Source organism: Tenacibaculum insulae, assembly GCF_964512435.1.
Taxonomy (GTDB): Bacteria; Bacteroidota; Bacteroidia; order Flavobacteriales; family Flavobacteriaceae; genus Polaribacter; species Polaribacter insulae_A.
Window position 1 is genome coordinate 836,585 of record NZ_OZ208512.1, and the last position, 12,232, is coordinate 848,816.

Sequence of the window (12,232 nt, forward strand, 5' to 3'; positions counted from 1 at the left end):
ATATCTTTTTATTTTTTATACTTAGCTAATAAGTCGATTAAAGAAATTGAAGCATCTTCCATATTATTTACAATACTATCAATTTTAGAAACGATGTAATTGTAAAAAATTTGTAAAATAATTGCTACAACAAGACCAAATACAGTTGTTAAAAGCGCAATTTTAATACCACCTGCTACTACTGCTGGAGAAATATCATTTGCTACTGCGATCTTATCAAAAGCTTCAATCATACCAATTACAGTTCCCATGAACCCTAACATTGGTGCTAATGCGATAAATAAAGATAACCAAGAAACATTTTTCTCTAATAATCCCATTTGTACTCCACCGTAACCTACTACAGCTTTTTCAGCAGCTTCTAATCCTTCGTCAGCTCTTTCTAATCCTTGGTAAAAGATAGATGCAACTGGTCCTTTTGTATTTCTACAAACTTCTTTTGCAGCTTCTACACCACCAGAACTTAATGCTTCATCAACATTAGCTACTAATTTTTTAGTATTAGTTGTAGCCATGTTTAAATAAATAATTCTTTCAATTGCGATTGCTAAACCTAAAATTAAAGCTACCAATACGATTCCCATAAACTTAGGGTCTCCTTCAATAAAACGTTGTTTTAACTCTTGGTGAAAAGTTTTCTCTGCTTCTTGAGCATAAGTTGACTGAATAGCCCCTAAAAACATAAATCCTGCAACAGTTAGGAAATTTACTACTTTCTTCATTTTGTTATAATTAATTTTAAATAGTTAACGGGTTAAAAATACAAATTTTACTATGAAAAACTCATTTTTTTGCAAATAAGTGATTCTTTACTTGTACTTATTACACTTTTAATTTTCAGAGTGCCAAGTAACAAAAAAATGTTGGGACATTAAAAAAAACTATGTTATTTATGTTTTTTTTATCCTTTCTACTAGTATTTCAAGTAGTTATGGATGTAAATTTAGTGAAAAAAACACAATTTAGTTGATTTCTCCTCGTAAAGACATTTCAAAATAGCTTCTAAACTCTTCTTTCGAGAACTTTTCACCTAATAAATACATCATTTTTGCTACCGCAGTTTCTGTTGTAATATTTTTTCCATCTACAATTCCGATCCGTTTTAAATCAGAACTTGTTTCGTAATGCCCTAAAATAACACTTCCGCCTGCACACTGTGTTACATTTACAATATAGATACCTTTTTTAACTGCTGCCTCTAATAAATTTAAAAACCATTTTTCGGTAGGTGCATTACCCGAACCGTACGTTTCTAAAACAACCCCTTTTAAATTAGGAATATCCATAAAACTTTTTACTACTGATGCTGTAATTCCTGGAAACAATTTTAAAATTGCAACATTATTATCTAATCGCTTTCTAAAAACAAGTTCTTCTTTTTCTTTTCCCAACCTAAATAACATCGGATAATTAAAATTTAAATGCACCCCGCTTTCCGCCAAAGGTGGATAGTTCATAGAAGCAAAAGCTTCAAATTGTTCTGCATTTATTTTAGTAGTTCTATTTGCTCTATATAATTTATACTCAAAATACAAACCAACTTCTTGTATTACTGGTTTTTCATTTTCGTATGTTGATGCTATTTGAATAGAGGTTATTAAATTTTCTTTTGCATCGGTTCTTAAATCACCTATTGGTAGTTGAGAACCTGTAAAAATTACAGGTTTTTGTAAATTCTCGAACATAAAACTAATTGCTGATGATGTATAAGACATCGTATCTGATCCTGTAAGCACCACAAAACCATCAAACTTTTCATAATTGTCTGAAATAATTTGAGCAATATCAATATAATAATTCACATTCATATTTGAGGAATCCATCGGTTCATCAAACGAAATGGTAGAAATATCACAATTTAACTGTTGCAATTCTGGAATTTTACTTGATATCTGACTAAAATCAAAAGCCCTTAAAGCTCCCGTTTCATAATCTTTTACCATACCAATGGTTCCGCCCGTGTAAACTATTAAAATCTTAGGTTTTTTTGACATTATGACATTTTCTTATTAAGAATTTAACTATGGAATAATTTATGTTGTAAATTTATCAAACAAAAATGACACAAAATTTTAAAACTAAATAAATTATGATAGGTTTTTATATTTTAATTGGTGTAATCTCTTTATTCAGTTGGATTGTGAGTAACACACTTAAAAGAAAATTTGAAAAATATTCAAATGTTCATTTAAGAAACGGAATGAGCGGTGCCGAAATTGCTCAAAAAATGCTAGCTGATCACGGAATTAACGATGTAAAAGTAATTTCTACTCCTGGTATGTTAACCGATCATTACAATCCGCAAAACAAAACGGTTAATTTAAGCGAAGGCGTTTACAATCAACGTAACGCTTCTGCTGCTGCAGTTGCGGCTCACGAAGTTGGACATGCTGTTCAACACGCAAAAGCATATCAATGGTTAACAATGCGTTCTAAATTAGTACCTGTTGTTAGTATTTCTTCTCGTTTTTCTCAATGGATGATTATTGGTGGAATTGTTTTAGGTGCTGGTGCGGGTCAACCAGGAATTGGACAAATGGTTGCTATTGGTGGATTAATTTTTATGGCAATGGGAACTTTATTTAGTTTTATTACTTTACCTGTTGAGTATGATGCTAGTAACAGAGCTTTAGCTTGGCTAGAAAACAAACATATTGTTACCCGTGAAGAATTAGCAGGCTCTAAAGATGCTTTAAAATGGGCTGCAAGAACTTATTTAGTTGCTGCACTAGGTTCGTTAGCAATGTTATTATATTGGGGATTACGAATTTTAGGTAGCAGAGATTAATATTGCTATTACACTATTTTAAAAAAAAAGCCTTTTTGAAAAATCAAAAAGGCTTTTTTTTATATAATTTTATCGAATACAAATTAATCATTCAGCTTTAAAACTGCCATGAATGCTTCTTGCGGAATTTCAACATTACCAACCTGACGCATTCTCTTTTTACCTTTTTTCTGCTTTTCTAATAATTTACGTTTACGTGAAATATCACCTCCATAACATTTTGCTGTTACATCTTTACGTAAAGCTTTTGTAGTTTCACGCGCAATAATTTTTGCTCCAATTGCAGCCTGAATAGGAATATCAAACTGTTGTCTTGGTATTAATGTTTTAAGTTTTTCAACTATTTTTTTACCAATTGTGTACGCATTATCTGCATGCAATAATGCGGAAAGTGCATCTACTGGTTGTCCGTTTAATAAAATATCTACACGTACTAATTTAGAAGTTCGCATTCCTATCGGAGCATAATCAAAAGAAGCATATCCTTTAGAAACCGTTTTTAATCGATCATAAAAATCGAAAACAATTTCTGCCAACGGCATATCAAATGTTAATTCAACTCTTTCGGTTGTTAGATACGTTTGATTTACAATCTCTCCTCTTTTTTCAATACAAAGCGACATTACTTGCCCCACAAAATCAGATTTTGTTATGATTGATGCTTTAATAAAAGGCTCTTCTACTCTATCTAACCTTGATGGATCTGGTAAATCTGTCGGATTGTTTAACAATACTATTTCCTCTGGATTTTTCTTTGTATAAGCATGATATGATACGTTTGGCACCGTAGTAATTACCGTCATATTAAACTCACGCTCTAAACGTTCTTGAATAATTTCCATGTGTAACATTCCTAAAAACCCACATCGAAATCCAAAACCTAAAGCTGCTGAACTTTCTGGTTGAAACACTAAAGAAGCATCATTTAATTGTAATTTTTCCATTGAGTTACGAAGCTCTTCGTAATCTTCTGTATCAACAGGGTAAATACCCGCAAATACCATTGGCTTTACATCTTCAAAACCATCAATTGTATCGGTTGTAGGGTTTTCAAAATCGGTAATTGTATCTCCTACTTTTACTTCTTTTGCGGCTTTAATACCTGTAATTAAATACCCTACATCTCCTGTTTTTACTTCTTTTTTTACTTCTTGTTCTAACTTTAAAGTACCAACCTCATCAGCTCCATACTCTTTACCTGTTGCCATGAATTTAATTCGTTGATTCTTTTTGATAGAACCATCAATTACTCTAAAATAAGTTTCAATTCCACGGTAAGAATTATATACCGAATCAAAAATTAAGGCTTTTAATGGCGCATCAGGATTTCCTTGGGGCGCAGGAACTTTATTTATAATTGCTGCTAAAATATTATCTACTCCAAAACCAGTTTTTCCACTTGCGTGAATTACATCTTCGGCGTCACATCCTAATAAATCAACAATATCATCGGTAACTTCTTCAGGATTTGCACTTGGTAAATCCACTTTATTTAATACCGGAATAATTTCTAAATCATTATCTAACGCTAAATATAAATTAGAAATTGTTTGTGCCTGTATACTTTGTGCTGCATCAACAATTAACAAAGCACCTTCACAAGCAGCGATAGAACGAGAAACTTCATACGAGAAATCTACGTGTCCTGGAGTATCAATTAAATTTAATACATATTCTTCTCCTTCATACGTATATTCCATTTGAATTGCGTGTGACTTAATGGTAATACCACGCTCACGCTCTAAATCCATATTATCTAAAAGCTGACTTTGTTTTTCACGCTCGGTAACCGAACCTGTATAGTCTAATAATCTATCAGCAAGTGTGCTTTTACCGTGATCAATATGCGCAATAATGCAAAAGTTTCTTATTTTTTTCATGCTTCGTGTTCTAACTTCTTATGACCGACAAAGATACTTTTTTGAAAAACGTTGTACAATTAAAAATTTACTCAATAAAAAAATAAAAACTAACTTTGCAGCATGGTAAAAATTGGCAATATTGAACTTCCTGATTTTCCGCTTTTATTAGCGCCAATGGAAGATGTAAGTGACCCACCGTTTAGAGCTTTATGCAAAGAAAATGGTGCTGACGTGGTATATACTGAATTTATTTCATCAGAAGGACTGATTCGTGATGCTGCAAAAAGCGTTATGAAATTAGATATTTACGAAAAAGAACGCCCTGTTGGGATTCAGATTTTTGGTGCAAATTTAGATTCAATGCTAAAAACGGTAGAAATTGTTGAAAAATCGAACCCAGATATTATTGACATTAACTTCGGATGCCCAGTTAAAAAAGTGGTTTCTAAAGGTGCTGGTGCTGGAATTTTAAAAGATATAGATTTAATGGTTTCTTTAACTGAAGCCATGGTAAAACATACTAATTTACCTGTTACCGTAAAAACACGTTTAGGCTGGGATCATGATTCGATAAGAATTGTTGAAGTTGCCGAGCGTTTGCAGGATGTTGGTTGTGCTGCAATTTCTATTCATGGCCGTACGCGTGCGCAAATGTACAAAGGTGATGCAGATTGGGCGCCAATTGCACAAGTAAAGAACAATCAACGAATGCACATTCCTGTTTTTGGTAATGGTGATGTTACCTCGCCAGAAAAAGCAATGGAAATGCGTGATAAATATGGTTTAGATGGCTGTATGATTGGTAGAGCAGCAATTGGGTATCCTTGGTTTTTTAACGAAGTAAAACATTATTTTAAAACGGGTAAGTATTTAGCTAAGCCAACAATTGCACAACGTGTAGAAATGGCTCGTAGGCATTTACAAATGGCTATTGATTGGAAAGGACCTGTGTTAGGTGTTTTTGAGACCAGAAGACATTATACCAATTATTTTAAAGGGATTCCGCATTTTAAAGAATACCGAATGAAAATGGTTACTTCGGATGATGCAAAAGATGTTTTTGCTGTTTTTGATGAAGTCGAAGCTAAATTCGGAAACGCTACAATTCCTGAGATTAAGTAATTATTCTTTAACAATTACCGAGTTTATCATTTTAATTACATCTTTATAATAAAATGAATAATATGGATTTTCTGTTGAATATCTAAAATAATATACTCTCTTACCACCTAATATTATAGCATCTAAATGAGTTCTTGTAACTAAAGTCCATTCTACACCATATTTAATATATATTATTTCTCCATATACTTTATGCTTCTCCCTAATTAACTCATATTTAAAACCTTTATGTTTTTTCTTTTTATCACTTAAATACAAGGCTAAAACCTCTTTAGAGGTGTAAGCTTTTATAGAATCTTTACTCTGACTATAAGCTGTTAAATAATTTTCCCAGTAACTCCCCTTTTTATAAACATTGTTTTTATTAAACTCATATATTTCTTGAGCTTTTTTCTTCTTAAGAGCATCACTCTTATTTATTTTTATTGGTTTTCTTTCAACTCCTAATGGTGAATACATAATTAAATTATGAGCATCGTAATAAGCATCCCACTTATCAAAAACATCAAATGTAAAATACCTATTATAAGTATTTACCTGTTCGTTAGTTAATAGGACATAATTTTTCTTTGTATTTTGTAAAAAAGGGTGTCTTTTTTTTACACTGCAAGAAAATATTATTAAAAAATTTAGTAATAGGAGTAGTCTAAAGTATTTCCTCATTAAGTTTATTTTTCAATAAATTTAATAGAAATTCTTGAACTGGCAATTTTTGAAGCAATATGACCTAGTGCAGAAATAGTACAAATTACTATTAACAAATTCATCCATCTAAATTCTACCGGATAAGCCAATGTTTCAGTAATCATAAACAGCTCGTAACGCTGTTGAATTAACACTAACAAAACACCAGTAACCAAGCCCACTAGCATACCTACAATGGTTAATAAAAAACCTTGCAGCACAAATATTTTTTTAATTTCATCAATACTAGCACCTAAATTATATAAGGTTTTAAGGTTTTTTTGCTTATCGATAATCATCATAATTATCGAACCGATTACATTAAACAAAGCGATGGCTATTATCAACGTGAAAATTAAATAAGAAACAAAATTTTCGGTGTTAATCACCTTATAATACAAGGCATTTAACTGTGCCCTTGTTTTTATACTAAAATTAGCACCAAACGTTTCTTGAAGTTTTTCTTGAAAATCATCTAAATCAACCGTTGAATTTAGCTTTATTTCGATTCCTGAAATTTGATTTTTTTCGTAATTCAGTAACTCTTGTGCTAAAGACAATTCAGTAAAAACATATTTATTTTGAAATTCTTCCGACCCCGAATATGAACCGATTATTTGAGTAGCAACCGATTTAAAAGCATTGTTTACATTTACAAATCCTTTTCCTGGTTTTGGCACCATTATTTGCAACGGTTCTCCAAAATTTAAAATTCCTAACGATAACTTATATGAAATTCCGTTACCAATAACGGCTGTGTTTTTAAACTCAGGATCAACCCAAGTTCCTACATCTAGCAAAGAATCAACAGGAATAATGTTTTTGTAATTTTCATCAACACCTTTAATAAAAGCAACCTGGCTTTTATCTTTATATTTTAAAAAAACACGTTCTTCAATTATTTTCGAAACACTTTTTATTTGTGCGTTCTCAAGTAATTTTTGATGAATATCATCGGTATATTTAAACGACTTTCCTTTTACTGATGTGATTCTTATATCTGGGTCAGAATCTTTAAGCATATTATCGCTAAATGTTCTTAATCCTGAAAATCCAGATAAAATAATAAATAAAGCTAAAGCACCTACAACTACACCAAAAACCGCAATAAATGTTATAATATTAATTGCGTTGGTACTTGTTTTAGAAAACAGATATCTTTTAGCTATGTATAAAGAAAATTTCAACTATTAATAAATCTTAGTTAGCAATGTAATTAAAATTTATTAACGTTTTTGACGACGTGGTAAAACATCTGGATTTTTAATCGGATTTACGTCTTCTCCTTTTAATGACTTATCTAAATCTTCAATATAATCTAAACTGTCATCACCAAAAAACAACAATTCTGGCATCCTTCTTAATTGATGCCTTGTTCTTTTTGCCATTTCATAACGAATCGTTGATGTATTAGATATTACACCTTCTACAATTTCATTTCTTTTATCCGAAGGAAAAACGCTTAAATACACTTTAGCAACACCTAAATCGGCAGTAACCGAAACTTTAGATACTGATATAATTACCCCCTTCATTCCACCTTGTGCAGCACGTTGTAAAACATCTACCAAATCTTCTTGCAATACTCCTGCAATTTTTCGTTGTCTATTAGTTTCTTCCATGCTGCAAATTTAAGCATAAAATTACGGAGTGTAAATTTTATTTTTTATAGCATACATTACCATTCCTACCCTGTTACGTACATTTAGTTTTGTAAACAAGCTATCGCGATAACCATCTATGGTTTTAGGGCTTAAAAACATTTTATCGGCAATTTCTTTGTAAGTTAACTCAGAACACGCTAATTTCATAAACTTCATCTCGTTATCTTTAAACGATACGTTATTTTTTCCGTTTTTACCCGAAACAGAATCTAGCAATAAAGTGGTTACATTTCTGGTATGATAAAAACCATTATCCATCATTTCTAACAATGCCTGCTCTAATACTTGTTTTTTAGTGTCTTTTAGTAAATACCCTACAGCTCCTGCTTTTAGCATTTTTAAAATTGTATTATCAGCATCTTCAACAGACAAGGCTATAACATGTACATTTGGATAATTTTCAACAATCCACTCTGTCGTTTCAATACCATTCATAATAGGCATATTAACATCAACCAAAACAATATCTGGGATGTTTTTAGGTGATGCTGAAAATTTTTCGGCGACTTCTTTTCCGTTTTTACTGGTATATAATACTTTAAATTTATCAAAAGTATTTACCATCCCTTCAATAGCTTGAGACAATAGCGTATGGTCGTCTACAACTACAACTGAATATTTCATAGTTACGCAAATTTGGTTATTATTGTTGTAGGGGAGAGATTTTTTTATTCCTTAAATATAATAATTTATTATTAAACTTGTTCCTTTTTGGGGTGCTGATTTCATTTTAACCTCAGCATTAATCAATTTTGCTCTTGCTTTTATGTTTTGTAATCCGATTCCGTTTTGGGTATTTACATCCGTTTTAAAACCAACGCCATCATCTTTTGCTATAATTTCAATAGTTGTTTTTTTATAAGATATAGAAACCGTAAGTTTTGATGCTTTTGAGTGTTTTATAGTGTTCGATAAAAACTCTTGCAAGATTCTAAAAATTATAATTCCGTGCTTTTCATTTACTTCTATTTCTTCTCCTGTAATAATTAAATCAGATTCTATATATTTTAATCGATCAAACCGATCTAACTCCAGCCTTAAGGCCTCTTTAAAGTTTATTTTTCTTATAAAATCTGGATTTATTGATTTTGATAAAGCTCTAACTTCATTTAAACTTTTGGTAATTATCTCTGAAATTTCATCTATATTTTCAATAGATGCATGTTGCATTTGTATTTTTGCCAATGTTAAAAGCTGCCCGATATTATCGTGTAGTTCCCAACTAATATTCCGTAAGGTTTCTTCACGAATTTCTATTTGAGTTGCTGTAATTCCTTCTTCATACTTTTTTTTATTTTCTTCTCGTTCTAATAATAATTTATTTTTACGACGCTGAAAAACTGTAAAAAGAATAATTAAAAAAACTACTCCGAGTACAGTTAAAATAGTTACAATAATAAGGGCTACCTGATCTTTTTCCAACACTTTATAATTCCAAAAATAAAACAAACATGCATAATAATTGTAAGCATTACCTGTATATTAAATGCATTTATATTGTTATTTATATAAACAAATTCATAGGCAGCAGTTAATGGTATGGTACCTAAATAATACAATAAAAAACCTACAGTAATCCAAAAAGTAATATCTTTTTGGTAGTTTAATATTTTATCTGACAGTAAAAACTCCCTTAAATATAATACAAAAACCACACTAACTAAAAAAGAGCCATGAACAAGTATATAATTCATATACCTTACCATTACTTCTTTACCGTAATAAAAAACCGAAATAAAGTAGCCTAAATTAAAAAGAATTAAAGCGATTTTAAGGTACAATTTTGTTTGTTTTTCGTGAGAAACCTCTTTATAAAACAGAAATATTAAATTATACTCAAAAAAAACAAGAACATTGTAAATCAAATTTGTGAATTCTCCGTTTGGATTTACAAATTTTTTATAACATAAATTAAACAACTCTACTAAAGTTATCAAACCTAAATATACTAAAAAACATCTTTCTTTTTTTACATAAAAATTCTTTCCATATTTTATAAAATATAAAATAGGAGAAGTAAACATTAAAATATAAGCGATGTTTAAAAGCTTCATTTTTTTTATAATTACATGGGTGGTTTTGATTGCAATCTATTAGAATCTGAATTTATTTCGTTTTAATTCTTCATTTTTATCAAACTTATTAGCTTTCTTTTATCTTCATAACAAAAAGCTCTTTTCACCAACCCTCTCTCATTTTCACACCTACATTCTTGTTTTTCTTACGAAATCATAAAAACTACAATAATTATTGCATAAACAGCAATCATTAACTTTAATAAATTAGTCTTTTTCATTATAACTATTTTTTAATTTTTCTTAAATATAGCATCTTATTAATTAACAAGACATTCTCTTTTATACAAAAATCACTCTAAAGCCCACAAAACAGCTACTTTATTAACTAAAAAACAGGAAAAACACCCTAAAACTACCAATGAATTTACTTATTTATTTTTATAGCTAACACTCTTGTTTTTTCTCGATTACTTTTACCAATAGATTTTATTATTTTTACCAAATGAATAATATAGAACATATAGGTATTGCTGTAAAAGATTTAGATAAATCTAACCAATTATTTGCTGCTCTTTTTGGCAAACCACATTATAAAATTGAAGAAGTAGCAAGTGAAGGTGTAAAAACATCATTTTTTAAAACTGGTGTAAATAAAATAGAACTTTTAGAGGCTACAAAACCTGAAAGTCCGATTGCTAAATTTATAGAAAAAAAGGGAGAAGGAATTCACCATATCGCTTTTGCTGTTAACGATATTAATGCCGAAATTAAACGCTTACAAAAAGAAGGTTTTACGGTATTAAACGAAACACCTAAAAAAGGAGCAGACAATAAATTAGTCGCTTTTTTACACCCAAAAACAACCAACGGTGTTTTAATTGAATTGTGTCAAGAAATTGAGTAATCAAACCATATTAAAACCCTAAATATTTGTATCTTGCAAAGTTTAAAACTCGTATTAAATAATGACAACTTCTTTTGATTCTTTTCAAAAACGACGTTTACAATCATCTTATGTATCTGTAGTAGTAAGTATTGCTTTAGTGCTTTTTATGATGGGTATATTAGGTTTAGTTTTATTAAAATCGACCAAAGTTGCCAATCATTTTAAAGAAAAAGTAGTGATGACACTTTTTTTAAGAGATGACGTTACCGATGTTCAAATAAAAAAATTTAAAGACGTTCTTAAAAAAGAAAAATACACCAACAAAGTTGTTTACATTTCTAAAAGCGAAGCAGCAAAAACTTATAAAAGAGATTTAGGTGAAGATTTTTTAAAATTTTTAGGCGACAATCCTCTTAAAAACGGAATTGACATTTACCTAAAAGCGGATTTTGTGACTCCGAAAAAGATGACCGAAATTAAAAAATCGTTCGATAAAAATAAATTTATTGCAGAAATAAATTACGACAAACCTTTGGTTGAATTACTAACCAAAAACATTCAGAAAATAAGTTTTTGGCTACTTGTTTTAAGCGGATTTTTTGCTGTCGTTGCAATTATTTTAATTAACAGTTCTATTCGACTATCAATTTACTCTAAACGATTTAATATTAAAACCATGCAAATGGTAGGCGCAACTAAAAGTTTTATTCGTAAACCTTTTATTTGGCAAAGTATTAAACTTGGTTTACTAGGTGCTTTTATATCTTTGTTAGGTTTAGCAATTGTAATTTATCAACTTAACAAATACATTCCTACTTTAGATTTATTAACAGATTATGTTTCTTTAACTTATGTAGGTAGTGGCGTTTTATTTACCGCATTTTTTATTACATGGATTAGCACCTTTTTTGCTACTCAACGTTTTTTAAACCTACAAACTAACGATTTGTATTACTAAGATTTTTATGAAAGAAAATAACACTACAAAACAAGAATTTTTATTCGGTAAACGAAATTATATAATCATGTTAATTGGTTTAGCGGTTATTGCCTTAGGTTTTATTTTAATGGCAGGCGGCGGTAGCGAAGATCCAACTGTGTTTAATCCTGAAATTTATAACTGGCAAAGAATTCGTTTAGCGCCAACTTTGGTAATTATCGGATTAGGAATTGAAATTTATGCTATTTTTGCCAATCCAAAAAAATAA

14 protein-coding genes are annotated in these 12,232 nt (G+C 30.2%); 5 read left to right on the top strand and 9 right to left on the bottom strand.

What is annotated here, in order from left to right:
* Positions 1-8: 8 nt before the first annotated feature.
* Together ACN5J5_RS03830 and ACN5J5_RS03835 are read right to left on the bottom strand one after the other, a co-directional pair.
* Complete coding sequence (locus ACN5J5_RS03830; protein WP_418645988.1) at positions 9-722, bottom strand: MotA/TolQ/ExbB proton channel family protein; 714 nt, start codon at positions 720-722, stop codon at positions 9-11.
* Positions 723-962: 240 nt separating this feature from the next.
* Positions 963-1,994 carry an asparaginase gene (locus ACN5J5_RS03835; RefSeq protein ID WP_418645989.1) on the bottom strand — a complete coding sequence of 344 codons (1,032 nt, stop codon included), beginning with the start codon at positions 1,992-1,994 and terminating at the stop codon, positions 963-965.
* Positions 1,995-2,089: 95 nt separating this feature from the next.
* Between ACN5J5_RS03835 and ACN5J5_RS03840 the strand changes: the two genes are divergently transcribed.
* Entirely contained in the window at positions 2,090-2,788 is a 699-nt protein-coding gene (locus ACN5J5_RS03840; protein WP_418645990.1) for a zinc metallopeptidase, read from the top strand.
* A gap of 83 nt (positions 2,789-2,871) precedes the next feature.
* On the opposite strand, the gene lepA is transcribed toward ACN5J5_RS03840, so the two are convergent.
* Positions 2,872-4,668, bottom strand: coding sequence for a translation elongation factor 4 (gene lepA / locus ACN5J5_RS03845; protein WP_068702748.1), 1,797 nt, complete (start codon positions 4,666-4,668; stop codon positions 2,872-2,874).
* 102 nt (positions 4,669-4,770) lie between these two features.
* Here lepA and dusB point away from each other — a divergent pair, with 102 nt between their 5' ends.
* Positions 4,771-5,772, top strand: coding sequence for a tRNA dihydrouridine synthase DusB (gene dusB, locus ACN5J5_RS03850; protein ID WP_418645991.1), 1,002 nt, complete (start codon positions 4,771-4,773; stop codon positions 5,770-5,772).
* On the opposite strand, the gene ACN5J5_RS03855 is transcribed toward dusB, so the two are convergent.
* The 6 genes from ACN5J5_RS03855 to ACN5J5_RS03880 are packed head-to-tail and all read right to left on the bottom strand — an operon-like array spanning position 5,773 to position 10,174.
* Positions 5,773-6,435 carry a hypothetical protein gene (locus tag ACN5J5_RS03855; RefSeq protein ID WP_418645992.1) on the bottom strand — a complete coding sequence of 221 codons (663 nt, stop codon included), beginning with the start codon at positions 6,433-6,435 and terminating at the stop codon, positions 5,773-5,775. It abuts the gene before it with no gap.
* Between the two features lie 5 nt (positions 6,436-6,440).
* Positions 6,441-7,643, bottom strand: a complete 1,203-nt coding sequence (locus ACN5J5_RS03860; RefSeq protein ID WP_418645993.1) for an ABC transporter permease — start codon at positions 7,641-7,643, stop codon at positions 6,441-6,443.
* A gap of 39 nt (positions 7,644-7,682) precedes the next feature.
* Positions 7,683-8,078, bottom strand: a complete 396-nt coding sequence (locus ACN5J5_RS03865) for a ribosome-binding factor A (protein WP_418645994.1) — start codon at positions 8,076-8,078, stop codon at positions 7,683-7,685.
* A gap of 21 nt (positions 8,079-8,099) precedes the next feature.
* Positions 8,100-8,744: a response regulator transcription factor gene (locus ACN5J5_RS03870; RefSeq protein ID WP_418645995.1), complete on the bottom strand. Its 645-nt coding sequence runs from the start codon at positions 8,742-8,744 to the stop codon at positions 8,100-8,102.
* A gap of 51 nt (positions 8,745-8,795) precedes the next feature.
* The gene (locus ACN5J5_RS03875; RefSeq protein WP_418645996.1) at positions 8,796-9,545 is read right to left on the bottom strand and encodes a sensor histidine kinase; all 750 of its coding nucleotides are present in this window, start codon (positions 9,543-9,545) and stop codon (positions 8,796-8,798) included.
* Complete coding sequence (locus ACN5J5_RS03880; protein WP_418645997.1) at positions 9,524-10,174, bottom strand: hypothetical protein; 651 nt, start codon at positions 10,172-10,174, stop codon at positions 9,524-9,526. The genes ACN5J5_RS03875 and ACN5J5_RS03880 overlap by 22 nt, the downstream gene beginning before the upstream one ends.
* Before the next feature lie 466 nt (positions 10,175-10,640).
* Between ACN5J5_RS03880 and mce the strand changes: the two genes are divergently transcribed.
* From mce to ACN5J5_RS03895, 3 genes are all read left to right on the top strand, one after another.
* Positions 10,641-11,042, top strand: coding sequence for a methylmalonyl-CoA epimerase (mce, locus tag ACN5J5_RS03885; RefSeq protein WP_418645998.1), 402 nt, complete (start codon positions 10,641-10,643; stop codon positions 11,040-11,042).
* Between the two features lie 61 nt (positions 11,043-11,103).
* Positions 11,104-11,982: a cell division protein FtsX gene (locus ACN5J5_RS03890; RefSeq protein WP_418645999.1), complete on the top strand. Its 879-nt coding sequence runs from the start codon at positions 11,104-11,106 to the stop codon at positions 11,980-11,982.
* Positions 11,983-11,989: 7 nt separating this feature from the next.
* Positions 11,990-12,232 (top strand): DUF3098 domain-containing protein, encoded by a 243-nt coding sequence (locus ACN5J5_RS03895; RefSeq protein WP_418646000.1) that lies wholly within the window; start codon positions 11,990-11,992, stop codon positions 12,230-12,232.

Bases quoted from the DNA above. Each gene is read 5' to 3' on its own strand.
- ACN5J5_RS03830 (WP_418645988.1), bottom strand. From the start codon at position 722: ATGAAGAAAGTAGTAAATTTCCTAACTGTTGCAGGATTTATGTTTTTA.
- ACN5J5_RS03835 (WP_418645989.1), bottom strand. From the start codon at position 1,994: ATGTCAAAAAAACCTAAGATTTTAATAGTTTACACGGGCGGAACCATT.
- ACN5J5_RS03840 (WP_418645990.1), top strand. From the start codon at position 2,090: ATGATAGGTTTTTATATTTTAATTGGTGTAATCTCTTTATTCAGTTGG.
- lepA (WP_068702748.1), bottom strand. From the start codon at position 4,668: ATGAAAAAAATAAGAAACTTTTGCATTATTGCGCATATTGATCACGGT.
- dusB (WP_418645991.1), top strand. From the start codon at position 4,771: ATGGTAAAAATTGGCAATATTGAACTTCCTGATTTTCCGCTTTTATTA.
- ACN5J5_RS03855 (WP_418645992.1), bottom strand. From the start codon at position 6,435: ATGAGGAAATACTTTAGACTACTCCTATTACTAAATTTTTTAATAATA.
- ACN5J5_RS03865 (WP_418645994.1), bottom strand. From the start codon at position 8,078: ATGGAAGAAACTAATAGACAACGAAAAATTGCAGGAGTATTGCAAGAA.
- ACN5J5_RS03870 (WP_418645995.1), bottom strand. From the start codon at position 8,744: ATGAAATATTCAGTTGTAGTTGTAGACGACCATACGCTATTGTCTCAA.
- ACN5J5_RS03880 (WP_418645997.1), bottom strand. From the start codon at position 10,174: ATGAAGCTTTTAAACATCGCTTATATTTTAATGTTTACTTCTCCTATT.
- mce (WP_418645998.1), top strand. From the start codon at position 10,641: ATGAATAATATAGAACATATAGGTATTGCTGTAAAAGATTTAGATAAA.
- ACN5J5_RS03890 (WP_418645999.1), top strand. From the start codon at position 11,104: ATGACAACTTCTTTTGATTCTTTTCAAAAACGACGTTTACAATCATCT.
- ACN5J5_RS03895 (WP_418646000.1), top strand. From the start codon at position 11,990: ATGAAAGAAAATAACACTACAAAACAAGAATTTTTATTCGGTAAACGA.